General features: G+C 46.5%; 20 protein-coding genes. 14 read left to right on the plus strand and 6 right to left on the minus strand.

Annotated features, from left to right (window positions below; all coding sequences use genetic code 11):
- Nucleotides 1–52: 52 nt before the first annotated feature.
- From MKY66_RS13255 to MKY66_RS13285, 7 genes are all read left to right on the plus strand, one after another.
- Complete coding sequence (locus MKY66_RS13255; RefSeq protein ID WP_076214775.1) at nucleotides 53–637, plus strand: TetR/AcrR family transcriptional regulator; 585 nt, start codon at nucleotides 53–55, stop codon at nucleotides 635–637.
- A gap of 132 nt (nucleotides 638–769) precedes the next feature.
- Entirely contained in the window at nucleotides 770–1,216 is a 447-nt protein-coding gene (locus MKY66_RS13260; protein ID WP_076214777.1) for a nuclear transport factor 2 family protein, read from the plus strand.
- Nucleotides 1,206–2,066, plus strand: coding sequence for an ergot alkaloid biosynthesis protein (locus tag MKY66_RS13265; protein ID WP_076214780.1), 861 nt, complete (start codon nucleotides 1,206–1,208; stop codon nucleotides 2,064–2,066). The genes MKY66_RS13260 and MKY66_RS13265 overlap by 11 nt, the downstream gene beginning before the upstream one ends.
- A gap of 222 nt (nucleotides 2,067–2,288) precedes the next feature.
- A complete protein-coding gene (locus MKY66_RS13270; protein ID WP_076214783.1) occupies nucleotides 2,289–3,263 on the plus strand; it encodes an ABC transporter ATP-binding protein in 975 nt (324 codons plus the stop codon).
- Nucleotides 3,256–4,770 (plus strand): osmoprotectant update ABC transporter permease/substrate-binding subunit OpuFB, encoded by a 1,515-nt coding sequence (gene opuFB, locus MKY66_RS13275; protein WP_076214785.1) that lies wholly within the window; start codon nucleotides 3,256–3,258, stop codon nucleotides 4,768–4,770. Before MKY66_RS13270 ends, opuFB begins: the two co-directional genes overlap by 8 nt.
- A 50-nt stretch (nucleotides 4,771–4,820) precedes the next feature.
- A complete protein-coding gene (locus MKY66_RS13280; RefSeq protein WP_076214788.1) occupies nucleotides 4,821–6,167 on the plus strand; it encodes an NAD(P)/FAD-dependent oxidoreductase in 1,347 nt (448 codons plus the stop codon).
- 57 nt (nucleotides 6,168–6,224) lie between these two features.
- Nucleotides 6,225–6,833 (plus strand): DUF1349 domain-containing protein, encoded by a 609-nt coding sequence (locus MKY66_RS13285; RefSeq protein WP_036608539.1) that lies wholly within the window; start codon nucleotides 6,225–6,227, stop codon nucleotides 6,831–6,833.
- Between the two features lie 230 nt (nucleotides 6,834–7,063).
- Here the strand turns inward: MKY66_RS13285 and MKY66_RS13290 are convergent, their stop codons facing one another.
- Complete coding sequence (locus tag MKY66_RS13290; protein WP_076214791.1) at nucleotides 7,064–7,537, minus strand: SET domain-containing protein; 474 nt, start codon at nucleotides 7,535–7,537, stop codon at nucleotides 7,064–7,066.
- Between the two features lie 196 nt (nucleotides 7,538–7,733).
- Between MKY66_RS13290 and MKY66_RS13295 the strand changes: the two genes are divergently transcribed.
- On the plus strand, nucleotides 7,734–9,290 hold the full coding sequence (locus MKY66_RS13295; RefSeq protein ID WP_017688769.1) for an ABC-F family ATP-binding cassette domain-containing protein: 1,557 nt from the start codon (nucleotides 7,734–7,736) through the stop codon (nucleotides 9,288–9,290).
- A 447-nt stretch (nucleotides 9,291–9,737) separates the two neighbouring features.
- Entirely contained in the window at nucleotides 9,738–14,903 is a 5,166-nt protein-coding gene (locus MKY66_RS13300) for an S-layer homology domain-containing protein (protein ID WP_339807161.1), read from the plus strand.
- A gap of 192 nt (nucleotides 14,904–15,095) precedes the next feature.
- Here MKY66_RS13300 and MKY66_RS13305 read toward each other — a convergent pair whose 3' ends face one another.
- A complete protein-coding gene (locus tag MKY66_RS13305; protein WP_036608534.1) occupies nucleotides 15,096–15,656 on the minus strand; it encodes an NAD(P)H oxidoreductase in 561 nt (186 codons plus the stop codon).
- A 177-nt stretch (nucleotides 15,657–15,833) separates the two neighbouring features.
- Here MKY66_RS13305 and MKY66_RS13310 point away from each other — a divergent pair, with 177 nt between their 5' ends.
- From MKY66_RS13310 to MKY66_RS13325, 4 genes are all read left to right on the plus strand, one after another.
- Complete coding sequence (locus MKY66_RS13310) at nucleotides 15,834–16,223, plus strand: winged helix-turn-helix transcriptional regulator (protein ID WP_305956075.1); 390 nt, start codon at nucleotides 15,834–15,836, stop codon at nucleotides 16,221–16,223.
- Nucleotides 16,224–16,442: 219 nt separating this feature from the next.
- Nucleotides 16,443–18,278 carry an assimilatory sulfite reductase (NADPH) flavoprotein subunit gene (locus tag MKY66_RS13315; protein ID WP_076214796.1) on the plus strand — a complete coding sequence of 612 codons (1,836 nt, stop codon included), beginning with the start codon at nucleotides 16,443–16,445 and terminating at the stop codon, nucleotides 18,276–18,278.
- Nucleotides 18,279–18,331: 53 nt separating this feature from the next.
- On the plus strand, nucleotides 18,332–20,053 hold the full coding sequence (cysI, locus tag MKY66_RS13320) for an assimilatory sulfite reductase (NADPH) hemoprotein subunit (RefSeq protein ID WP_076214799.1): 1,722 nt from the start codon (nucleotides 18,332–18,334) through the stop codon (nucleotides 20,051–20,053).
- Nucleotides 20,054–20,331: 278 nt separating this feature from the next.
- Nucleotides 20,332–21,048, plus strand: a complete 717-nt coding sequence (locus tag MKY66_RS13325; protein WP_036608916.1) for a YebC/PmpR family DNA-binding transcriptional regulator — start codon at nucleotides 20,332–20,334, stop codon at nucleotides 21,046–21,048.
- Nucleotides 21,049–21,133: 85 nt separating this feature from the next.
- Here MKY66_RS13325 and MKY66_RS13330 read toward each other — a convergent pair whose 3' ends face one another.
- From MKY66_RS13330 to MKY66_RS13345, 4 genes are all read right to left on the minus strand, one after another.
- Nucleotides 21,134–21,622 carry a DMT family transporter gene (locus tag MKY66_RS13330; RefSeq protein ID WP_062834134.1) on the minus strand — a complete coding sequence of 163 codons (489 nt, stop codon included), beginning with the start codon at nucleotides 21,620–21,622 and terminating at the stop codon, nucleotides 21,134–21,136.
- A gap of 14 nt (nucleotides 21,623–21,636) precedes the next feature.
- A complete protein-coding gene (locus MKY66_RS13335) occupies nucleotides 21,637–22,335 on the minus strand; it encodes a cyclic nucleotide-binding domain-containing protein (protein ID WP_076214801.1) in 699 nt (232 codons plus the stop codon).
- A 45-nt stretch (nucleotides 22,336–22,380) separates the two neighbouring features.
- Complete coding sequence (locus MKY66_RS13340; RefSeq protein ID WP_036608521.1) at nucleotides 22,381–22,806, minus strand: DMT family transporter; 426 nt, start codon at nucleotides 22,804–22,806, stop codon at nucleotides 22,381–22,383.
- Nucleotides 22,807–23,132: 326 nt separating this feature from the next.
- Nucleotides 23,133–23,930 carry a Nif3-like dinuclear metal center hexameric protein gene (locus MKY66_RS13345; protein ID WP_076214804.1) on the minus strand — a complete coding sequence of 266 codons (798 nt, stop codon included), beginning with the start codon at nucleotides 23,928–23,930 and terminating at the stop codon, nucleotides 23,133–23,135.
- Nucleotides 23,931–24,276: 346 nt separating this feature from the next.
- Between MKY66_RS13345 and MKY66_RS13350 the strand changes: the two genes are divergently transcribed.
- Nucleotides 24,277–24,867 (plus strand): biliverdin-producing heme oxygenase, encoded by a 591-nt coding sequence (locus MKY66_RS13350; RefSeq protein ID WP_076214805.1) that lies wholly within the window; start codon nucleotides 24,277–24,279, stop codon nucleotides 24,865–24,867.
- The last annotated feature ends 40 nt before the right edge of the window (nucleotides 24,868–24,907 follow it).

A 24,907-nucleotide genomic window follows, 5' to 3' on the forward strand; every position in this document is an offset into this window, starting at 1 on the left:
CAGTCTGGAAAAGGTATTCTTTAGTTAATGAATAGGGAGGTGAGGTCTTAAATTGGGAAGAGCCAAGGAGTTTGACACGGAGACTGTTCTAAGAAAAGCAACGTCTGTATTTGGAGCGTACGGTTATGAAGGTACATCTTTGAGCTTACTGCTGAGTGAACTTGGCATTGCGCGGCAAAGCCTGTATGACACCTACGGAACTAAACATGATTTATTTGTCTCTGCTCTTAAATTCTATATTCAGCAGAAGACAGAGGCGGGGATCAAACTATTAAACGAATGCACAAGTGTGAGGCAAGGCGTGACGGAGTTGTTCAACGAAGCGGTTAACGTGTTGACAGACAACGAACGTCGTAATGAATGTTTCATCATTAATAGCGCGGTTGAACAGGCACCACAAAATCACGAAATCGCGGCCTTTATTCAAACCACTAACCAACAAATGGAAGATGTTTTTCATACTGCGCTGTTACGAGGCCAGAGGAGTGGCGAACTGAGGCACGCAGAGGAAGAATTGCCCGGGCTTGCCCGTTTTCTGAATTATTCCCGACTCTCATTGACCTTTACGGCGAAGAGCGGTGCAAGCACAGAAGTGCTGCGGGATTTTGTACAGATGACCCTAAGGGCTATGGATTAACGTTTTGCATGATTCGAGTAAGAATTCTTTACGTTTTCTTGAAAATGAACGCTTAGGGCGTTTATTTTTTGACTATTATAGACCGATTGGTCTGGAAAAAGAACGCCAAACAAACTGAAGGAGGAAATAAGGATGACACAATCTCAACAGTTGGAAGCGGGCAATAGTATACCGTATCGGATCATGCATGGATTTACTCAATTGCTACTGGAGGGAAAACTGGAACAATGGTTGGAGCTATATACATCTGACGCTATTTTCGAATTCCCATATGCACCAGCAGGATATCCTCAGAAACTGGAAGGCAAAGCCGCAATTACGAATCATCTTCATAATCTGCTGGGGATGATTGAAATTCAGCAGTTTTCTGAACCGGTGATCTTGGCTGATTCCACGAAACAACAGTTTGTGGCTGAATTTACTTGTAAAGGGCGTTCATTAGTTACAGGCAAGCCATACAACCAAACTTACATCTCTGTAGTGAGCCACTCTAATGGGAAAATTACACATTATAAAGACTATTGGAATCCGATGGTCGTACTCGAATCGGACTTAGGAGGAAGCAAGCATGATCAATGATAAACCGTTGACACTTATTACGGGAGCTAATGGAAAGACAGGAAGCCGTGTTGCGGCCATACTTCAAAAGCATCAATATCCGGTGTGTTTGGCAGGAAGAACTAAACCATCTCTTTCTGGTTCTGCCGATCATTATGTCTATTTTGATTGGTATGATTCCGAGACATATGCGCCGGCGCTGAAAAATGTGAATCAGGTGTACCTTGTCATGCCAGTCATGGATATGAACCCAGAAGACGTCATCATTCCGTTCATCAAGGAAGCATTGTGGAACGGCGTTAAGCGATTCGTTTTACTTGGCAGTGCTTCAATTGATGAAGATGGTCCTATATTTGGCAAAGTACATCAGTATATAAAAGCCTATGCTCCTGAGTGGGCTGTATTGCAGCCTTCCTATTTTATGGAGAACTTTACGGAGGGACCGCATCGGGAGACGACGAAGCAACTCGGGAAAATATACAGTGCTACGGGTGACGGGAAAATTGGATTTGTTAGTGCAGATGATATCGCAGCGGTGGCCTTCCATGCTCTGACAGATGTTGTCCCTCATAATACGGAGCATATCATTACAGGGCCAGAGACGTTGTCCTATGGACAGGTTGCAGACGTCTTGAGCCGTGTACTGGGTCAGTCCATTCAGCATGAATCTTTGTCCGATAATGAATTGAGGAACAGCATGATTCGCGCAGGAATGTCAGAAGAATACGCTGCTGCCCTCGCAGGACTGGATGTGCCTATCCGGGAGGAGGGGAGAGAAGATCAAAGGACGAATACGGTGAAAAAATTAACGGGGAATAACCCGATTTCATTCGAGCAATTTATTCTAAATCATATGGGAGTATGGGAATAATGGAAGAAATATTTTCATATTCAATGAGAAGACGGTGCCTAGTGCCCGTCTTTTTGCATGTCTACCAGCATGTTGACATCGTTGATTCGAATATGGATCTCTCTCTAACCAGGGTCACTACGGAAAGCAGTGATTATACGAACACACTTTTGGGGAAATAGATGAGAATGAATGTTAGGGCGTGTCTGAAACACGCCCTAGATAAAGGGGCGAAGAGAGCGAATGATTCAGTTCGAAAATGTATCGAAACAATATCCTGATGGAACAACGGCTTTGCGTCAGGTTAACCTCAACATTAACAAGGGAGAATTGTTTGTCATGATTGGTCCGAGTGGATGTGGCAAAACCACCATGCTCAAAATGATCAATCGCCTGATTGAACGAACAGATGGAACCGTGCGCATTAATGAACGCCCAATCGATGAATACAACATTCACGAATTGCGCTGGAATATCGGATATGTGCTGCAACAGATTGCACTATTCCCGCATATGACCATTGCCGAAAATATTGCAGTTGTTCCTGAACTGCGAAAATGGAAGTCAGATCAAATCAAGGAGCGTGTACATACGTTACTGGACATGGTGGGTTTGCACGGAGATACGTACAGTGAGCGTAAACCGTCCGAGTTATCCGGAGGACAACAGCAGAGAATTGGTGTATTGCGTGCACTCGCTGCCGATCCCGAGATTGTTTTGATGGATGAACCGTTCAGTGCACTCGACCCAATGAGTCGGGAGAAATTGCAGGACGATATTCTGGATATCCAGCGTCAGATGAAAAAAACAATTGTGTTTGTCACCCATGATATTCAGGAAGCGATGAAGCTGGGGGATCGCATCTGCATTATGAAGGATGGACAGGTTATGCAGGTAGGCACTCCGGAAGAACTGATCCGACAGCCAGCTAATGACTTCGTACGTGAATTTGTTGGAAGTCCTAACGCGGATACGAGTTCACAATCTGATTTTGATCTCGAATCCATCATGTCACCACTCTCACCGGGTCATGTGCCAAAATCAGCCAAAACTGCCGTTCCTGTATCCATTACGTTGATGGAGTTAGTTGATATCATGGCTTCCCATGACCATCTGCTGGTTGAAAATAACCGCCAGATTATTGGCGAGATCAGTCGAGTTGATCTGATGAAATACTGGTCTGGTCAGTTACAGGAACGAGGTGAAGGACATGAATAGATTCACGGAGGTGTTCAGTGAGCGCAAAGGTCAGTTGTTGTCTGCTCTGCTGGAACATATTCAGATCTCATTTATCGCCTTGTTCTTTGCTGTCCTCATCGCTATTCCGCTTGGTATATACCTTACACGCAAACCAAGAGTGGCTGAACCAATTATAGGGGTTACGGCTGTGTTGCAGACGATACCTTCCTTGGCGCTTCTCGGATTGCTCATCCCGTTATTCGGCATAGGAACACTTCCTGCAATTATTGCATTGGTGGTGTATGCGCTGCTTCCCGTACTTCGCAACACGTACACAGGCATATCCGAAGTTGATCCATCCATGGTCGAAGCGGCAAATGCGATGGGCATGAATAGTTGGCAACGTCTAATCAAAGTGGAACTGCCACTGGCGATGCCTGTCATTATGGCCGGAATTCGGACCGCGATGGTCCTGATTGTAGGAACGGCGACACTTGCTGCTTTGATTGGCGCAGGAGGTTTGGGGGCATTAATCTTGCTGGGCATTGATCGGAACGATACGGCACTGATCATCCTTGGAGCCATTCCGGCCGCCTTGCTGGCTATTTTGTTTGATGTACTATTGCGTCAGTTCCAGCGGTTATCCTTTAAGAAAACATTGGTTACCCTTGGTTCGCTGGCAATAATCGCAATACTTGTGATTACCATTCCCTTCGTGGCACGTGGTGGACAGAAGGATCTCGTCATTTCCGGGAAATTGGGGGCGGAACCCGAAATTCTCATTAATATGTACAAATTGTTAATCGAAAAAGACACAGACCTGACGGTTGAACTAAAACCCGGATTAGGCAAAACGCCATTCCTTTTCAATGCACTCAACTCAGGTGATATTGACATCTATCCCGAATTCACCGGGACAGCGATCTCCGAATTCATGAAGGAAACAGCAGTCAGCACCGATCGGACAGAGGTGTACGAACAGGCAAGAGATGGAATGCTGAGCCAGTTCAACATGGTGCTTCTAAACCCTATGGATTACAACAATACGTATACGTTGGCTGTTCCAAAGAGCATCGCAGATCAATACAATCTCAAGACCATTTCGGATCTCAAACCGGTTGAGCAGCAGATCAAAGCAGGATTCACACTTGAATTCTCGGATCGGGAAGACGGATACCTTGGCATTCAGAAGAAGTATGGGATTGAATTCCCGAACGTTGCAACAATGGAACCCAAGCTTCGCTATGGTGCTCTTCAGCGCGGAGATATCAATCTCGTTGATGCTTACTCCACAGACAGTGAGTTGAGACAGTATGAACTCGTTGTGCTGGAGGATGATCAGGAGTTATTCCCACCGTATCAAGGCGCGCCGATGCTTCGTCAAGAAACGGCAGATCAATATCCACAACTGGTTGAGGTGCTGAATCAGCTGGCTGGCAAAATTACGGATGACGAGATGCGTCAGATGAACTATGACGTGAACGTAGAGGGAGAGAATCCTGAACAGGTGGCAAGAGAATACCTTAAACAAGCTGGATTGCTGTAACTTCAGGTATCCCTGCAATAGATGTACCAAAAGGACGAGGAGGAACCATGATGACACAAGAAACCTATGACTTGATTGCGATTGGCACAGGAAGCGCGGCAAGCTCTGTAATCACCCGTTGCGCTGAAGCTGGCTGGAGAGTTGCTGTAATTGATGAACGTGAGTTCGGCGGAACGTGTGCACTACGTGGCTGTGATCCCAAGAAAGTGCTAGCTGGAGCGGCTGAGCTGATTGACTGGAATGAACGGATGCAAGGGAAAGGAATTCAGGGACAGGCGACCATCAACTGGTCTGAACTTATGGCCTTTAAACGCACCTTTACCGAAAGCATACCTAGAGCAAGTGAAGATCAATTCAAACAGGCCGGAATGGATACGTTCCATGGTAAAGCTTCATTTGTCGATGAAAATCATATTCAAGTGGGAGAAGAAATCCTTCATGGCAAACACATCCTGATTGCTACTGGTGCAAGACCAGCACCACTTGAGATTGAGGGCTCAGAGCATCTCATATATAGTGATGACTTTCTGGATCTGGAACGGTTGCCGGATCGTTTAGTTCTGGTAGGCGGTGGATACATTGCATTTGAGTTTGCGCATATTGCGGCCAGAGCCGGGACGGAAGTCCATATCCTGCATCGGAGTGAACAGCCTCTGAAATCGTTTGATGCGGATCTGGTAGAATCTTTGTTGCAAAAATCGAAAGAGATCGGTATTCATGTTCACTTGAACGCGGAGGTGAAGTCCATACGGCAAGAAGGGAACACCTACGTCGTTCATGGCACACGTAATGGTGCAGACCACCAGTGGCAGTGCGGACTTGTGGTGCATGGAGCAGGGCGCATTCCCAATGTGGATGGGCTGGAATTGGAGAAAGGTAACGTCAGCTACAGCAAAAAGGGGATTACGGTGAACGAGTACTTGCAAAGTGAAAGTAATCCGAGAGTGTATGCTGCTGGCGATGTGACCGATACAAAAGGGTTACCTTTAACCCCGTTAGCAGGTCAGGAATCCCGGGCTGTATCGTTCAATTTGTTGGAGGGAAATCAACACAAACCAAATTATAAAGTGATGCCGTCCATTGTGTTTACTGTCCCTGCCCTTGGAGCTGTAGGTATGAGCACGGAACAAGCCAAGAAGGATGGCTACGAGGTGCAGGTAAATGATATGTCGAAATGGTATACTTACAAGCGAACTCATGAAAAATTTGCCATGGCCAAAGTGGTGATCGACAAATCAACCGGACGTATTGTGGGTGCGCATGTGCTCGGGAGCAAAACAGAAGAATTGATCAACCTTTTTGCAATGGCGATTCAGTTCAATCTGACTATCGATCAGTTAAACACCATGAATTTTGCATATCCTACTGCTGCATCGGATCTGGGTTCTTTAATTTAGAAGTGATGAAGTGAGGATGAACCCCCCTTTGGGACGGAAGAAAGGATGAAAATAACGATGTCATCGGATTTTATTGGGCTTCATGAAGGCAAGTGGACTAAGGAACCCGTTGCTGCACGGATGGATGGGGATCGTTTCGTTGTGGAAGCTCGGGAAGGCAGTGACTTTTGGGAGAACACATTCTACGGGTTCTGTCATCGGGATGGACACGCCATGCTTGCTCCATGGGACGGAACGGAAGCGATTGAGGTATCGTTTGATCTAAGCTCATTCACCGAGTTATATGATCAGGCGGGACTAATGTTATGGTACGGAGAAGACCAATGGATCAAGGCCGGAGTTGAGGTCAATGATGGCGTGGCACATGTTGGAGCCGTCGTGACGGATACGTATTCGGATTGGTCACTCTCTCCTGTGCCAGAGTGGGGTGGACGAATCGTAACAATCAGAGCCTCCTACAGCAATGAGGCTGTTGTCATTCGTGCTCGCACAGATGAGCATCCTTGGCGTACGATTCGGGTTGCACGGTTTGCCTATCCGACGAACAAACACGCAGGTCCATTTTTGTGTTCACCAAAGCGTGCAGGGTTCGAGGTAGCCTTTACCAAGTGGAGATCCACGACACCCGATCAAGACTTGCATACAGATCCGCCGATTACAGATTAAAACAAGTTCAGATGCACGATAAACAATGAAACATGAACAGGTGTATCTGGCTTAGAAAGCAAGACAACACAAATAAGCAAGTCTTCCATTAACGGAGGACTTGCTTATTTGTGTGTTTAAACTTTGGACTGTGAAAAGTCTCCAGTTACTCATTTCATCATTCACCGGGTACAGTGAGTTCTTTTCGCACATACAACAGAGTGCTTGCGAACTTTACTTGAGTTTAACGTTTATTTACTCGTGTCCGTATCCAGGGAATGGGGTTCAGTCTCTTTTTCACCCTCATCATCATTGGACTTATTGAACTCCAGCATACGCTCCTCGTAATCGTCCAGGAACCATAACGGGTCCATGCTGTCTTCCTCACCGTTGTAATTGATGACGATTTCTTCGCCAGCCTTGATGTCTGTATACGCGTAGAAGTCAAAGGTGTGGTTATCAAAATTGATATCATAGGTAGCGTTGGGTTCATAGGAGTGGTTGATCAGACTGCCGTAACCGAGCAAAATAGCGGTATGATTCGCCCCATATTCGAACACGTAATCTTCCAGAATCGTTTTTTCCACATGCTCATGATCTTCATTTGGGTAAGGCACAACGGGTGCCTGATGGATAAGCGTTCCTTTGGCAATATCAACGGTAGCAAATACCCCGCGGTTAAACTCACCACCATCACCCAACTTGGATTGTTTCACTTCAATCATATTGTTCACCTGATGCTCTTCGAAGAGCTCCGTTCTATATAATAGTAATTCGTTAAGGCAAAATTTTAACCCATACTTTCATATAAGGCAAATTTCAGACAAAAAGGTGCAATATTTTTAATATGGCGTTGAGTTGTGCAGGATATAACGCTTATAATATACAAAGAATTAAGTCTATATAGAAAAGGTGTCATGAATGAGCATATTAAATGTAGAAAAATTAAGTCACGGTTTTGGTGACCGTGCTATCTTTAACGACGTTTCATTCCGCCTCTTGAAGGGCGAACATATTGGTCTGATCGGGGCCAATGGTGAAGGGAAATCCACCTTCATGAACATTATTACAGGAAAACTTCAGCCGGATGAAGGCAAGGTAGAGTGGTCCAAACGGATGCGTGTTGGTTATCTGGACCAGCATGCTGTATTGAACAAAGGCCAATCAATCCGTGACGTACTTCGCGGCGCGTTCCAGTATTTGTTTGACATGGAGCAGGAAATGAATGATATGTATGGCAAAATGGGAGATGTGACTCCTGAGGAGCTTGAACAACTTCTTGAAGATGTGGGTACGATTCAGGATACACTGACAAACCAGGATTTCTACATGATTGACGCCAAAGTGGATGAAACCGCACGTGGTCTGGGTCTGACGGATATCGGTCTGGATAAAGACGTCAATGACCTGAGTGGTGGACAGCGTACCAAAGTCCTGCTTGCCAAGCTGCTGCTGGAAAAACCCGATATTTTGCTGCTCGATGAGCCTACGAACTATTTGGATGAATTGCATATCGAATGGCTGAAACGTTATTTGCAGGAATATGAGAATGCTTTTATTCTGATTTCTCATGATATTCCGTTCCTGAACAGTGTAATCAACTTGATCTATCACATGGAGAACCAGAATCTAACTCGTTATGTGGGCGATTATGATCATTTCCAGGAAGTGCATGAGATGAGAAAACAGCAGTTGGAGTCGGCTTACAAACGCCAACAACAAGAGATTGCTGACCTCAAGGATTTTGTAGCGCGTAACAAAGCAAGTGTAGCTACACGTAATATGGCGATGTCCAGACAGAAGAAACTCGACAAGATGGATGTCATCGAGATCGCCAAGGAGAAACCGAAACCGCAGTTCAACTTCCGTGATGCAAGAACATCTGGCAAGCTAATTTTCGAAACCAAAGGTCTTGTAATTGGATACAACGAACCGTTGTCCAGACCACTGGACCTGCGTATGGAGCGCGGACAGAAGATTGCCCTTGTTGGTGCGAACGGAATCGGTAAAACAACCCTGATGCGCAGTATTCTGGGTGAAATTCAAGCTCTGGAAGGAACCGTTCAACGTGGTGAACATCTGGAGATTGGTTACTTCCAGCAAGAGATGAAGGATGCCAACTACAATACATGTATTGAAGAGATCTGGCAGGAATTCCCTTCCTATACCCAATTCGAGGTGCGTGCTGCACTTGCAAAGTGTGGTTTGACTACAAAACACATTGAGAGCAAGGTAGCTGTACTAAGTGGTGGCGAGAAAGCCAAAGTCCGTCTCTGTAAGCTGATCAATAATGAAACCAACCTGCTTGTGCTCGATGAGCCGACGAACCATCTGGACGTTGATGCCAAGGAAGAGTTGAAACGTGCGCTCAAGGCTTACAAAGGCAGTATTCTTCTGATTTCCCACGAACCGGAATTCTACCGTGATGTCGTTACGGAGACGTGGAACTGTGAGTCGTGGACAACAAAAGTATTCTAAGGTAATACAATACGTGCGAGCTTGCGAACAAGCTCGAAGCGTGAGAAAAGGCGCGAATTTTGCTTGCAAAACAAGCAGAACTCGCGCCTTTTTTGCGTGGTTTTAACGAAAAATGTTTGAGCTCAATTCACAGTTGACAGCTTGAATAAGGCAATAATATAATTCAGGAAAGCGATTACATTTATATATTAAAAACCTGTTTCACTGCATAGGGGCAAGTAAGACATGGTATTCCGTATGGGTATCATTGCACTTAGAAGGGAAGACGGGTCTTTTTTTTGCACTCCAATGAAACCGGTTTCATTAAAATGAGGAGGTGGACAAACGCTCGTTACTGACAACTGGTTGCTGAGGATAGGCTGAACAACAACACCGCGTATACATGAACCATGCTTTCATCTTTCATGCCAAAGGAGAGAATGAACATTGGATAAACTCAGGAAACCCATGATATTTATGTTATCTGCAACACTTGCGCTGTCTTCCGGACCGTTGATGCTGCCGAGTAAGGCGTATGCCGATCTGAACAGTATACCCGCCACGTTGTTGCAGGACGATTTTTCGGATGGGAATTACACGGAATCACCCGTGTGGAACGTAAGCTCAGGCAACTGGGAAGTGTTCGCTGACCCGACAGATGCGTCCAATTCCACGCTTTTCCAGAGCGATACCAATGAAGGCATCATCTCTACTGGAGAATCCATCTCGGACATGACCGTGTCCATGCGCTTTTATACAGGAGAAGGTAAAGGATATCCGGGCATTTTGCCGCGGTTCCAAGATAAGAGCAATTTTTACTATTTTCAAATGCAGGTACCCAACAATAAACTCGTTTTCTCGAAAAGGGTGAACGGGACAGATACACCTCTGAAAACGGTGGACTATGCGTTTGCCAAAGATACATGGTACACACTCAAAGTGGTGTTATCAGATAGCACCATTCGCGGGTATATCGCGGAAAACGGCTCCGATCAGTTGGTATTTGATCTGGTCGATACTACATACGGGTCAGGGACCGTGGGCATTCGGAATAAGTGGCAGTCGGTACATGCAGATGACGTAATCATTGCCGAGCAGCCGCCTGGGAACGATATTCAGCTCTCCATTGCTGAGCAGACGGCGTCTTCGGTTTCACTGCAATGGTCTGAAATCGCAGGTGCATCAGCCTATCGCTTGTATCGTTCCTCTTCGCCTGAAGGCGGTTATTCCCTGGTAACCAATACCGGGACTTTGGGACACACGGATGAAGGATTAAGCGGAGATACGGTGTATTATTACAAGCTCGCTTATGAATACGGAGGCCTAACCGAATCATTATGGACTGCTCCGCTGGAAGTTCGGACAACTGCGGCGGCACCACAGGCTCCTGGCGAATTAAAGGCTGAAGCACTCAATGCCACAAGCGTGAAGCTATCTTGGTCCGCCGTGGACAAGTCAACTGGTTATCGCGTGGTTCGGGCCAAAGCTGGCAGTGACCAGTATGAGCAGATATACGAAGGGAAAGGGCTTACTTTTACAGATCTGGAGCTTGAGCCTGGCAACAGCTACAACTATCGCGTAACAGCCTTTAACGCAGCTGGAGAGTCAGCATTCACTGTTGCAGAAGCCACGACATACTCCATTGACTCTCCAGCAGAGTTCGCTGCGACAGCTGTGACGGACACATCAATCTCTCTGGGGTGGAATGTCCTGCCTGGATCTGATGTAACGTATACCGTGTCCCGTGCAACCAGTGCTACGGGTACGTATCAGCAGGTCTACAGCGGCAATGAAAGCACGTATAACGATAGCGGTCTGACGATGGGCACAGGATATTTTTACATCATCCAGGCGACCGTGGACGGCGTAACTTCTCCAGCATCCGCACCGTTGGGTGTTACGACGATTCGTACAAGCATTACACCGGGGCAATTGTGGCCGGATCTGGACGGTAAGCCGATTGATGCGCATGGGGCAGGTTTTTTCTATGATGAACAGACGGAGATGTATTACTGGTATGGTGAATACCACACGGGCGGATGGCCAGCTGTTGGTGTGCGTGTGTATTCATCCAAGGATCTAATGAACTGGACGGACCGAGGCATGGCTCTAACGACACTTCAATCCATGGATGATTTTGACCATGACCCGTTGATCTCCAAATTGTATGCGGGGCGTGAAGACCGTGTGGATATCTGGGGAGATATCCGCAAAGGACGGATTATTGAACGACCAAAGGTCATCTACAACGACAAAACAAAGAAATACGTGATGTGGGCCCACATGGACGGCGACAAAGATCCCTATAACGATAATGCGAATTATGGTAAGGCACGGGCTGGTTATGCGATCAGCGACTCTCCAACAGGGCCTTTTGTGTATCAGAAGAGTTACCGGATGGACAGAGCTCCCGAAGGGGAGAAAGATTTCTTCCCAAGCGACCGGGGTATGGCACGTGATATGACGTTGTTCAAGGACGATGACGGCACTGGGTATCTGATCTATTCCAGTGAGGAAAACCTGACGCTGTATATCTCCAAACTGAATGAAGACTACAGTGACGTAACAGGGTGGCATAAGGAAGGACGAACGGATGACAAAGGCAATCCGGTACGAGATTCCACCTATCAGGCGGAATACGGCGTAGATTACGTGCGAGTGTTCCCGGGAGGGCAACGTGAAGCACCGGCGATGTTCAAGTATCAGGGGAAATATTATATTTTGACTTCCGGAGCTTCCGGTTGGGCCCCTAACGAAAACAAAGTGACGGTGGCGGATAACATTTTTGGCCCGTGGTCAACGCAGACCAATCCGTTCGTGCGTACGTTGCCAACCGATCCTGATCCAGGCAAGGCATTTGGCACACAGACCACTTCCGTCATTCCGGTCGATCCGGAAAAAGGCAAATTCATTTACGTGGGGGATATGTGGAATGGTGGCAATTTCTCGAATGATGCTGCAAAATACGTGTTCTTGCCAATTGAGTTTGGAATAGGCTCCGACATCGCGATCAAGTGGTATAACAGCTGGACACCTGATCTGCTGAATTCGATGGGCAAGGTAGATATTGCTGATCCGTTGCCAGAAGCCGTGGCGCTAGGCAAAGTACCATCCCTGCCAACAACATTGAATGTGCGCGAGGGTGGAGCACTGGTATCAACGCCAGCAGTATGGACGATTGATAACCGGGAGATGACGGCAGAAGATTTTGCTAAGCCAGGACCGCTCACATTACAGGTAACGACACCGGAATATAACAACAAAAAGCAGGCAGTTCGCGTAAACGTCATTCCGGAGAATACACTATATTTCGTGAATAGCGGAGGTTACGAAACGGCTGATTATAGTCTCATGGGTGCTTATATGAAAGGAACGCTTGCGAACCCGGGAACGGCGGACCAGATGTACGCTCCGGCTGAGGGACGTAATTGGGGTTATGTCAGTGCAGATGCACTGGCATCCGGTTCGAATGGCGGGGATATATTCTCGACCGTACGTTATCTGAACGGTGGCAATGTCAGCAATTCCCCTAAAGGCACGGACTTAACCTATAGATTTGATGTGCCAAACGGGACATACGATGTGTACGCCGGATTCAACGATCCGTGGACCAATACATCGCGCAGAGCGAATTTAATCATCAATGGCACCAATACCGGAGCAGTTACTTTTACTCCTGCCAGTGTTAGAGCCCATAAAGGCATCAGCGTGTCGGACAACAAGCTGGAGTTGACCGTGCGCAATACGGCATCGCAGGACCCGATGATTAGTTGGATTATGATCGTTAATCCTGACGCCGCGCCACCTGCAAATGATAGTGCTGGCCTTAATGCTGATACGTTGGATTCAACGAGCGCAACGCTTCACTGGGATGCTCATCTTGGTGCAGCAAGCTACAAGCTATACCGCTCAGATCGTGAGCAAGGTGAGTACAAGGTGGTCTACAGTGGCAATGGGCGGGAGTACACGGACAGTGAACTGAACCCCGGCACGGAATATTATTACAAAGTGGAAGCTTTGGATGCCACGGGGCAATCCTTAAGAGGTGTATCTTCTGCTTATCAGGTTCACACGGCTCAGCAGAGCGCTGCTGATGTAGCTACAAGCATTACAGCTTTGGAACAGCCTTCCGCAGGTGCAAAAAAACTGAAGTTCCCATCCGTGCCACAAGGTTTCACGGTGAAGATCGCTTCCAGTTCGGTACCGTCGGTCATTCAAACTGATGGAACGATTGTCCCACCATTTAAGGAAACAACAGTAACCCTGGAGTTGGAAATTACTCGAACTTCTGACGACAGTAAAGCCTTGACTGTACCGTTGACAGTGAAGGTGCCGGTATCTGTTCCTTCCCCTGGAGGCACGGACCCTGGTTCGGGCGGCAATCCAGGCGGCAATTCCGGTGGAAATTCAGGAAATGGTAACCCAAGTGCAGAGAATGCGGTACCACAACCTAAACCGGAGAAGGACCGTTCTGTTCTGGAGTTGCAGGGACAGTCCGATCAGAAGGGTGTAGTGCAGTCCAACGTGGATGCTTCAACGATTAAAAAGGCTTTTCAAGTTTCTCCCTCAACGGATGCGGGTCAGCGCTTGGTCGAACTTCGGCTGAAGCCGGTTTCGGGAGCAACGGCATATGAAGTATCTCTGCCTACCTCTGCGTTGATAGATCAGGGAGAGTCACATGTGTTCAACATTGTTACAGAGCTGGGAACGTTGGAGCTTCCTGCGACACTGTTAACAAAGGATATAGTTGTTGATGGGATTGCATCAATCCGATTGGTCAGAACGGAGCTGCCAAAAACAGTCGCAGATCAGCTTGGCACGCCATATGGAGTCCAGCTTGAGCTTCAACTGGATGGTCAACCATGGCCATCGGAAAGCCAGTTAATACTTCGTCTGCCTTTCCAATCATCACAAAATGCTCAGCAGGATCGGATTGTAGCATTTGCCATTGGTGCGAACGGTGTGGCAACCCCGTTGCCGCAAAGTTACTACGATCAAAAAAGCGGGCAGCTTGTATTTTCCGTAACATCACTCACAGGAAATTATGCTGTTGTGCCTGTGGAGCAGACATTCGCAGATCTTGCAGAAGTGCAGTGGGCCAAGAAAGCAATGGAGGCTTTGGCTGTCCGAGGTGTAATTGATGCTGAGGCAAGCGGTGATTCCACGCAGTTACATCCAAAACAGGAGATGACCCGCGGCCAATACATGCAATGGTTGATGACTGCACTGGGTTTGAATGTTACTTCCGTGAATGCGTTCTCTGATGTAAACGAAATGGCTCCGTATTACCAAGCAGTTACAGCTGCTCGTTCGCTAGGTATCACCAGTGGTACCGGTGACGGGCGCTTCTTGCCAGAGTCGACGATCACTCGTCAGGAGATGATGACATTGACAGTTCGGGCACTTGCAGCGGCTGGACTGGTTGACTCCGAGAAGGCTGGAACAGATAAGCTTACTCGTTTCCGTGATGCTTCCGAGATTCGCTCTTATGCCCGGGATAGTGTGGCATTACTTGTGGATCTGGGCATCGCCAACGGGTACAACGGTCAGGTGAAACCACTTGCCGAAGCAACCCGAGCCGAATCGGCTACGTTGTTATATGCGATGATGAGCAAACTGGTATGGCAGAAATGATGATACACCAGAATCGTAACGTGTGAAAAAGAAGGCTTACTTTGACCTGGAACCCAGGTTGGAGTAAGCCTTCTTGATTGCACGCCCGTCATGGGCTAAAAGTCAGTTACTCAAAGAAAGAGTAATTGAATGTTGTTTTGCAGTTGTTATCTGTAATGAATGCGATTTATTAATTGTAATGTCTGCAAATTGTTAATTGTAATGTTTGCCGATTTGATACGCTTGCTCCAACAAACCTTCGATATGTTCTTTGGATTCTGAGATGGTTTCATAGAGGAATTCGACTCGGGATTCCTGCATTCTTGCATAACCCGCGATCCCATTATTCAAATAATTCGAAATCATGTTGTAATAGTCGTATTTATGGAATGAAGCCTCCGTTCCTCCAGCTAGTGCAATCCAGAGTGCCTTTTTGGAGTTTGCCTTGTTCAGCAGCCCCATGTTCCATACCTTGTCCAGATAAGCTTTGAGCATGGAGGGAACGTTGTACCACCAGATCGGGAAAACAAATACAATGGCATCAGCCGCAAGCACACGATCCAGCTCTTTGCGAATCACAGGGGCATGCTGTTTGTCGGGATTTTGCCAGTCTCGCTCATCTTCTACACGATATAGGGGATCGAATCCGTCATGATATAGATCGAGGATATCGATTTCATGGGAATTCTCCTGCATACCTTCTATAAAACGATTCATCACGGCAAATGTTAGGGAATCCTGTCTTGGGTGAGTAACGACCAGTTTAACTTTCATGTAGGAGTAACCATCCTTTTTTCTTTTTATTTTGGTTAAACATTCTGACCAATGTTATTATAAGTTTCATGACATCTTCTTGAGAAGTACGCACCTGAGAGTGCTGTAGATACTTTGGGGTTCTTCGGTTACTTTTAATAATGGATATACATATATGTGAATTATGGGGGAGTACAAGTGGAACAAGAAATGAAAAAATATGAGAGTGGCGTGCAGGCGATGCTGGAACTGGTCGGTGGAAAATGGAGGATTCTTATTCTGCATCAGCTGATATCAGGTAAAAAACGAACAAGCGAACTTCGCAGAGCCATTCCTGGCATTACCCAGAAGGTCTTAACCCAGCAGCTGCGTGAACTGGAAAAGAATGAAATCATCCATCGGATCATTCATCCCCAGATTCCGCCCAAGGTAGAGTATGAGCTGACAGAGTACGGCTTGACACTACAGGACATCATTGACCGCATATGTCTGTGGGGAGAAAATCATTTGGACAGAGTATACGGAGATAAAAGCAGAGTGCTGGGAAATCATTTTAGTGACTATATTCCACTTTCAACTTCAACTTAAGCTGGCCGCCAAATTTAAAAATAAACCAAAACCGTCCTTGATTTGAAAAGGAGGGTTTTTGTTGTTTTTTGTCCTTTATCAGCGAAACTGATAAATGCTATAAAATCATTGAAATTGACCCTCAACACCCGGTGTGTTAGGTTTTAGAGAGAAGAAATTAAATTAATGTGATGATTTTAGTCGGAATTAAAATCGAAGCAATGCGCGAGGTGGCAAACAGTGGAACTTCAAGTGACAAACAGCCCTTTTAATCAAGAACAAGTTGAACTGCTTAATCGTCTTATTCCTACATTGACCGATGGACAACGTACTTGGTTGAGCGGATATATTGCAGCAATTCAGACAAGCGCGACAATAACAGCTCCAGCTAACCTGGTACAGGCTGCACCAACTACAGGTATTGCACCTGTCAGTGCTCCGCCAGTATCCCGGGAAGTTACCGTGCTTTTTGGTTCACAAACCGGGAATTCCAGTGGCCTATCGAAGAAGCTGGCCAAGAAACTTGAAGAGCAAGGTCTTCAGGTCACGTTGTCATCGATGGGAGATTTCAAACCGAACGGACTTAAGAAAATTGAAAATCTCCTCATCATCGTCAGTACGCATGGCGAAGGCGAACCACCGGATAATGCGATTCCGCTGCATGAATTCCTGAACAGCAAACGGGCTCCGAAGCTTGAAGGACTTCGTTACTCGGTGTTGGCTCTGGGAGATACCTCCTATGAGTTCTTTTGTCAGACAGGTAAGGACTTCGATAATCGGTTGCAGGAGTTGGGTGGTACAGCTCTTGTACCGCGTGTGGATTGTGATGTTGATTTTGATGAAGCAGCTGCGGAGTGGATGAATGAAGTACTGGCATCCTTAAGCAGTACATCTGCTGGTGCGAGTACGGTAACCACTGAGGCTGTTACAGCTGCGGTGAGCGGCGGGGAGTCCGAATATGATCGCACGAACCCATTCAAAGCTGAAGTGTTGGAGAATCTCAATCTGAATGGCAGAGGATCGGACCGTGAAACACGCCATATTGAGTTGTCTTTGGAAGGTTCCAACCTGGATTATGAGCCGGGAGACAGCCTCGGGGTATTCCCTGAGAATCATCCGCGCCTTGTGGATGAATTGATTGCAGCCATGGGATGGAATGCCGATGAACGCGTGACCGTGAATAAAAACGGGGATCAGGCATCTGTGCATGAAGCGTTGCTGCGTTATTTTGAAATTACAGCTGTGACGAAACCGGTCGTGGAGCAACTTGCGAAACTGAATCCTGGGAGTGGCCTGACGGCGTTACTCGCAGATGATTCCGAATTCCGTACAGTCATGAATAGCTGTGATCTGCTGGATCTGGTTCAGGATTATAATCTGAAAGGGATTCCTGCCGGAGAATTTGTAGCTGCTCTTCGCAAAATTCCGGCACGTCTGTACTCCATAGCGAGTAGTTCGAAGTCTTTCCCGGATGAAGTTCATCTTACTGTTCGCTCGGTACGTTATGAAGCGCGTGGCAGAGAACGTTACGGTGTATGCTCGGTACATCTGGCTGAACGAATCGAAGCTGGCGACACCCTGCCTGTATATATACAGCATAACCCGAATTTCAAGCTGCCTGAGAACCCGGATACACCAATCATCATGGTTGGCCCAGGTACAGGTGTGGCGCCGTTCAGATCTTTCCTTGGTGAGCGTGAAGAAACAGGAGCAGAGGGCAAGACATGGCTGTTTTACGGAGATCAGCATTTCGCCACTGACTTCTTGTACCAGACGGAATGGCAACGTTGGCTCAAAGATGGTGTGCTCACGAAGATGGATGTAGCCTTCTCACGTGATACGGAACAGAAAGTGTATGTACAACATCGCATGCTGGAACACAGCAAAGAACTGTACCAGTGGCTTCAGGAAGGTGCAAGCGTATATATCTGTGGTGACGAGAAAAAAATGGCACATGATGTGCATGCTGCGCTCACCACGATTCTTGAACAAGAAGGCGGTTTATCGCCTGAGCAGGCATCGGAATATCTGACACGGTTACAGCAGGAGAAACGTTATCAGCGGGACGTCTATTAATTACCGGCCCAGCCGGATTGCACCATCCCGCAGAGACGAGAGGAGAAAGCAGCATGGTTTATAATAACTTACTTAACCCACAGCGCACGAATAGCGATGTGGAAGATATAAAGATCAAAAGTGATTACTTGCGCGGAAGTCTGACCGAGACGTTGGCTGATCGTATCACGGGGGCTATTCCAGAGGACGACAACCGTCTGATGAAACACCACGGCAGTTATATGCAGGACGATCGCGACCTGCGTAATGAGCGTCACAAATCCAAGCTGGAGCCTGCGTACCAATTCATGTTGCGTGTACGTGCTTCCGGTGGGATTGTAACCCCGGAGCAGTGGTTGATGATGGATAGGGTAGCGCATAAATATGCGAATGAGACGATTCGTCTGACCACACGTCAGTCTTTCCAACTGCACGGCGTACTGAAGTGGGATCTTAAGAACACCATTCGCGAAGTGAACGATTCGTTGCTAAGCACACTGGCTGCATGTGGTGACGTAAACCGTAACGTGATGTGTAACCCGAATCCGAATCAATCTGATGTGCATGCTGAAGTGTATGAGTGGGCATGTCAGGTGAGCAATCATCTGGACCCTCGCACCCGGGCTTATCATGAGCTGTGGCTGGACGGAGAGAAAGTGATTGATTCCCAGGACTCCGACGAAGAAGTTGAACCAATCTATGGCAAAGTGTATTTGCCACGGAAGTTCAAGATCGGTATTGCTGTACCACCATCCAATGATGTGGACGTCTATTCACAAGATCTTGGCTTTATTGCTATTGTGGAGAACGGCAAGCTGCAAGGCTTCAACGTTTCCGTTGGTGGCGGCATGGGAATGTCTCATGGTGACGCCAAAACCTATCCTCAGGTGTCTAAAGTCATTGGTTTCTGTACTCCGGAGCAAATGATTGATGTTGCAGAGAAAACAGTTATGATTCAGCGTGATTATGGAGATCGTGCAGTTCGTAAACATGCTCGTTTCAAATATACGCTGGATGATCGTGGTGTGGAGTGGTTTGTCGAAGAGCTGACCAGCCGTCTGGGATGGAAACTGGATGTGGCACGTCCGTATCATTTTGAGACTAACGGAGATCGATATGGTTGGGTAAAAGGTAATAATGGCAGATGGCACTACACGCTGTTCATTCAGAATGGTCGTGTAAAGGATGTTGATGGATATCCTCTCATGACGGGTTTACGTGAAATTGCCAAAGTGCATACGGGTGATTTCCGTCTCACTGCGAACCAAAATCTAATCATCGGTAATATTAGCAGCCAGAAAAAGAAAAAGATTGAAGCGCTGATTCAGCAGTACAATCTGACCGATGGTGCACATTACTCTGCACTACGCAGAAGTTCGATGGCTTGTGTTGCGCTTCCGACTTGCGGCCTTGCGATGGCTGAGTCCGAACGTTACTTGCCGTCCCTGATCGACAAACTGGAGCCTGTACTCGACGAAGCCGGGCTGAGAGACGAAGAAATTGTCATTCGGATGACCGGCTGCCCGAACGGATGCGCAAGACCTATGCTGGCAGAGATTTCATTTATCGGTAAAGCACCAGGGAAATACAATATGTATCTCGGTGGCAGCTTCACTGGACATCGCTTGAATAAGCTGTACAAAGAAAACATTGGTGAAACTGAGATTCTGGACACGTTAACTCCAATGGTGAATCAGTATGCCAAAGAGCGCAATGAAGGTGAACATTTCGGAGACTTTGTCATTCGTGCAGGCTATGTTCCTGAAGTGTTGGATGGTCGACAATTCCACGCTTAATTGACCGGGTCAGATGAACGAAGTTAGGACAGATTTAGGGACGGAAGCATTCCTTATGGGGTGCTTCTTGTTTGTTATATATGGAGTGAATAGAGGTAACGTTAGTTGCTGCTGAGAGATTTATGAGAGGATAAACTGAAGCTAATCTTCAAATGGAGAGGGATAATCACCGCAGTTATTCCCATTATTTCGTGTGTATTAACTTGTTGAAGTACGCTCAACAAGATATAATGGCATAGTAGAAAGCAGATTACATGTTGAAAGTGAGCGGAAACGATATGGGTCGTAAGTGGAATAATATCAAGGAAAAGAAAGCTTCAAAAGATGCAAACACGAGCCGGGTCTACGCTAAATTCGGCGTTGAGATCTATGTAGCTGCCAAGAAGGGCGAACCGGACCCGGAAGCGAACCGTGCACTGAAAGTCGTGCTGGAACGTGCCAAAACGTATAATGTACCCAAAGCCATCATTGATCGTGCGATGGAAAAAGCTAAAGGCAGCGGGGATGAGAACTATGAAGAGCTGCGTTATGAAGGCTTCGGACCGAATGGTGCGATGGTCATCGTTGATGCACTCACTAACAATGTGAATCGTACAGCGCCGGAAGTGCGCTCTGCGTTTAACAAAAACGCTGGCAACATGGGTGTCAGTGGTTCTGTTGCTTACATGTTTGATCCTACAGCGGTTATCGGTATAGAAGGCAAGAATTCCGAAGAAGTACTTGAACTTTTGCTTGAAGCAGACGTGGATGTACGTGATATTGTGGACGAAGACGACGCTGTGATTGTATATGCAGAACCGGATCAATTCCACGCTGTACAAGAAGCATTCAAAGCTGCGGGTATTACCGAGTTCACAGTAGCCGAGCTGACGATGCTTGCGCAAAACCATATTGAACTTCCAGAGGATGCACAAGCTCAGTTCGAGAAACTGATCGATGCGCTTGAGGATCTTGAAGATGTTCAGCAGGTCTACCATAACGTAGAGTTCGTGTAAGAAAACGAGGCGTTACGTGGTTTGATTGCATAAAAAGAGTGTCTGACCAATCTGCGGGATTGGACAGACACTCTTTTTTGTTCGTTTATGAGTCAGACTGCAACGTTCCAGGGGACTGCTCTGATTTTTCCGATTTACCCCCACCGAACTTGAATAACACAATTCCACCAACAATGACAAGTACACCGAGCAGCTGATTCCACGAAAAAGGAATTTGCTCCAGACCGAGCCATCCCATGGAATCAAATAGTAGCGCAAAACTCAGTTGGGATGTTAGCACGATTGAGATGGCATATGTGGGACCAAGTAGCTTCATCCCTTGCACGAGACAGAAGACCACGCCAACGCCGATGGCTCCACTGAGCCAGTACCAGGGTTGCATATGCTGGAAGCTGAATGTATTTTTGCCCTCTACCAGCAGAGAGATGAGGAAAGAAGCAATGAATCCCGTGAAAAGCACCATCGTTGTTGTGGACCATGAACCGGTGCGTTCATTGACTTTGCTATTAAAAATCGTTTGCAGACTGACAAGTGCACCTGCCAGTAGTGCAAGCGAAATACCTGTGATTAACATGGTTGTCGAACTCCTTATTCATAAATGTTGTGACCTGTTATTTCACGTAGACCCGCCCGGTCCTTGATCATAATTAATCCCTGATGTCGCTCGATTAATCCGTCTGCACAGAGCTTCTGGATGACCCGGTTCAGGTGTCGGTAACTGGTGCCGATCAGATTCGCGATGTCGGTCAGATTGAACGCGTCCAACTCTTCGTGAACGACGTTACCCGCTTCTTCTGTTGAGATGGAGAGCAGGTAGCTGACTAGACGAACCTCAACGGGATACATCAGGTTGAAATTGGAAAAGTTCGAGTCAATGTAGAATTTGTGTGAGATGATTTTGAGCAAAAATTTAAGTAAAGGTGCATAATCGCTGGCAAGCTCAGCGAGCCATTGATAATGAATGCGAAGCATCACCACAGGTGACACGGCCTGAACCGTATTAACAATATCGCTTTCACGGACATACTCTATGTCACCGACCACTTCAAGCGGTGTTTTGAAACAAAGCACCAGCGTTTTGTCCTGTGCGGATGTGGTGAAAATCTTGATTTTCCCCTCAACCAGTACGTACAAATATTCGGAAACTTCCCCTTCACGACAGATCAGTTCACACTTCTCAAAGTGGCATAACGTCATATGTGCACGCAGGGGCTCGTGAAATACAGTTTCGAGTTGATATTGCTTCAGATATTGCATTAATTGTTGCTCGTTATGGATCTCTTGCACGCTGTGATTCACCCCCGACGATATATTTCAATCCTTCTTCAAAAACTATAGTTTCATAATAATGACACCAGTCACCATTAAGGCAATGCCTAGAAATTGCGGCAGTTTCATCTTTTGTTTCACCACGCCGAACCATCCGTTACTATCCACCAGAAAAGTCAGGAACAGCTGAGCAATGAGCAGAGCCGAGATCGTGAATGTAACCCCAATTTGCTGAATTGCTGTCACTTCGCTGAAAATAATGACGGCGCCAAAAGCACCTCCCGCCAGGTACATAGGTTTTACTTGTTTGAGTCCTTGAAGGTTGGTGTCTCTAACAAACATTAGGATCAGCGCCGCTAAGATGAATCCTGTCAGTTGTGTGATCGTAGCGGCCTGCCATGTGCCCATGTCGGTGCTAATCCGAGTATTGGCAACCCCTTGGAGTGTGATACACGCGCCGCCCAGTAATGCAAAAATAATTCCTCTCATATGTACGCTCCTTATTCAATCACTTCGACTTCTATTATTAAATGATAAATTAACTCTGAACGCCAAGGACAAATGTCCTGAGCTTTGAAGTCACAGCATTTAGAGTACAATAAAAGAACTCGGAAAATCCAGATGGGGCATGAAGAGATGCGTGGCATATGTGCTCAGTACTCATTTTTCATCATAGCTAGCTATCCAAGAAATGTAACGAGAGTCTGCCCAGCGTACCCCGGAGCATAGAAAGTATCCAAAGCTCCGGGGTAGGATAGGCAATGAGATTAGAACCAATCAGCTAGATCCTCTCCGTACACATCAAATTCATATCATTAGATGACTGTATACAAAGGCTTCTCGCCTACAAAACGAACAGACAACTCGGGAAAACGTTCTGCCAACCTGTCTGCCAATAGTTTCATGCCCGGAGCCTCGCTCTCGGCATGTCCCATCATGATTAGTGCCTTGGACTTGCCCTGTTGCACGGCATCACGGATATATTCCGGTGTCTCCCATTCGAATCCTTCTCCAGCAATGATGAGGTCCACTTGCTCGTTCTGAATCAAGGGAATCGTCACATGTCCATTACCACGAAAACCTACCAGTACCGCTGCGCGTCTACAGACTATTTCCGCATGGCCTGCAACGCGTACATAATCGATGCCTAGGGAACTTTTCACATGGTGAGCAATAGCTTGGGCGGTGCTTCCTTCTGGAAAAGAAAGGATGTCTGCTTCTGGTATTCGTTGCTCTACATAAGAGGACCACCCCAAGGCCTGAATCAGTCCTTCGGTAATGCCATCCGGTTGGAAGTGGTGGATGATATCATGACATCGATAGATGGAAATGCCTGCTTCGTCGATCAACTTTCTTTTGTCCATATAAACCGAATCATTTGCAAGCCAATCCGTATGACTGTGATGGTTATAGAACGGAGATTCATGCGCGATGATTAAGTTAGCACCTTGCTGTATGGCTTGTTCAATAACATAATGTGTGGGCATAAAAGCAATGATAATCCCTGTGACCTTACGATCAAGTGAGCCCGTAATGAGCTGATCTACCGTGTTTTCCGGCAATTGAATGTTATCTGTGAGATGAAGTACAACGTCTTGAACTGTAAGATCCATAGAATGCATTCCTCCAATGACAGGATATAAAGTTAGTGTACCATGTTGACATTTGAAATCTACTGCCTACCAGATTATAGGGTCGTTTTTATTGTTTTCGGTTAATACTTAAACATACAGATTACAGTCGGTTAAGATAACAACGGAGAAATGTATTGGCTGTACATGGACGTTGGATTCATATAGTTTTCTCAAACAAGAATAAGTATACTTACATAGAGTCTTTGCTTGTATTAAATGGAGCTGAGTGCAAGGAAAGCAGTTTCCATTTCAATATACTGAGAATCAGTTGAGGATAAGCGTTCATTTGCAACAATAGAACAGATTGTGAAAGGGGATAACTACGATGACAGCAACAACTATTATGGAACGTCTGAAGAGCGAGACAGCTCATTATCACAGACAAGTAGAACAGAACCCTTATGCAAAAGCCATTATGAATCAAACCGTGACTATAGAAGAATATAGAACATATTTAGAGAAATTTTATGGATTCCTGAAACCGCTGGAAGATCAGGCTGTACAACAGCCTTTCTGGGGAAGTACGGGATTGGATATCGAGATTAGAGGCAAGGCTGGACTGTTGGAAAAAGATTTACGAAATCTGGGTGCCGGTGAAGAAGAGATCACTCAACTTCCGCTCTGTGAAGAACTGCCGGATATTTCAACACCTGCGCGTTTGTTCGGATATCTGTATGTAATTGAGGGGTCCACGAACGGTGGCCAAATCATGACCAAGCGTTTGTCGCAGTTCCTACCCATTAAGGCCGATCGTGGTTTGGAATATTTCAATGCTTACGGCTCAGAGACAAGAACAAGATGGAGCGAGTTTACGGGTTTGCTGCAGCAGTCCATCAGCACTCCAGAAGATCATGACAACATGGTACACAGTGCATCAGAGACATTCCGACTACTGGATCAATGGATTAATACGTAGGGCGGACTTTTTTCATATTTAAAAGGTATCTATATAAGTT

This window comes from Paenibacillus sp. FSL R5-0766 (assembly GCF_037971845.1).
Classification (GTDB): domain Bacteria; phylum Bacillota; class Bacilli; order Paenibacillales; family Paenibacillaceae; genus Paenibacillus.

What these genes read in the sequence shown, in the direction of transcription:
- MKY66_RS13260 (WP_076214777.1), top strand. Translation starts at nt 770, where the DNA reads ATGACACAATCTCAACAGTTGGAAGCGGGCAATAGTATACCGTATCGG.
- MKY66_RS13265 (WP_076214780.1), top strand. Translation starts at nt 1,206, where the DNA reads ATGATCAATGATAAACCGTTGACACTTATTACGGGAGCTAATGGAAAG.
- MKY66_RS13270 (WP_076214783.1), top strand. Translation starts at nt 2,289, where the DNA reads ATGATTCAGTTCGAAAATGTATCGAAACAATATCCTGATGGAACAACG.
- opuFB (WP_076214785.1), top strand. Translation starts at nt 3,256, where the DNA reads ATGAATAGATTCACGGAGGTGTTCAGTGAGCGCAAAGGTCAGTTGTTG.
- MKY66_RS13280 (WP_076214788.1), top strand. Translation starts at nt 4,821, where the DNA reads ATGACACAAGAAACCTATGACTTGATTGCGATTGGCACAGGAAGCGCG.
- MKY66_RS13285 (WP_036608539.1), top strand. Translation starts at nt 6,225, where the DNA reads ATGTCATCGGATTTTATTGGGCTTCATGAAGGCAAGTGGACTAAGGAA.
- MKY66_RS13290 (WP_076214791.1), bottom strand. Translation starts at nt 7,537, where the DNA reads ATGATTGAAGTGAAACAATCCAAGTTGGGTGATGGTGGTGAGTTTAAC.
- MKY66_RS13295 (WP_017688769.1), top strand. Translation starts at nt 7,734, where the DNA reads ATGAGCATATTAAATGTAGAAAAATTAAGTCACGGTTTTGGTGACCGT.
- MKY66_RS13300 (WP_339807161.1), top strand. Translation starts at nt 9,738, where the DNA reads ATGATATTTATGTTATCTGCAACACTTGCGCTGTCTTCCGGACCGTTG.
- MKY66_RS13305 (WP_036608534.1), bottom strand. Translation starts at nt 15,656, where the DNA reads ATGAAAGTTAAACTGGTCGTTACTCACCCAAGACAGGATTCCCTAACA.
- cysI (WP_076214799.1), top strand. Translation starts at nt 18,332, where the DNA reads ATGGTTTATAATAACTTACTTAACCCACAGCGCACGAATAGCGATGTG.
- MKY66_RS13325 (WP_036608916.1), top strand. Translation starts at nt 20,332, where the DNA reads ATGGGTCGTAAGTGGAATAATATCAAGGAAAAGAAAGCTTCAAAAGAT.
- MKY66_RS13330 (WP_062834134.1), bottom strand. Translation starts at nt 21,622, where the DNA reads ATGTTAATCACAGGTATTTCGCTTGCACTACTGGCAGGTGCACTTGTC.
- MKY66_RS13340 (WP_036608521.1), bottom strand. Translation starts at nt 22,806, where the DNA reads ATGAGAGGAATTATTTTTGCATTACTGGGCGGCGCGTGTATCACACTC.
- MKY66_RS13345 (WP_076214804.1), bottom strand. Translation starts at nt 23,930, where the DNA reads ATGGATCTTACAGTTCAAGACGTTGTACTTCATCTCACAGATAACATT.
- MKY66_RS13350 (WP_076214805.1), top strand. Translation starts at nt 24,277, where the DNA reads ATGACAGCAACAACTATTATGGAACGTCTGAAGAGCGAGACAGCTCAT.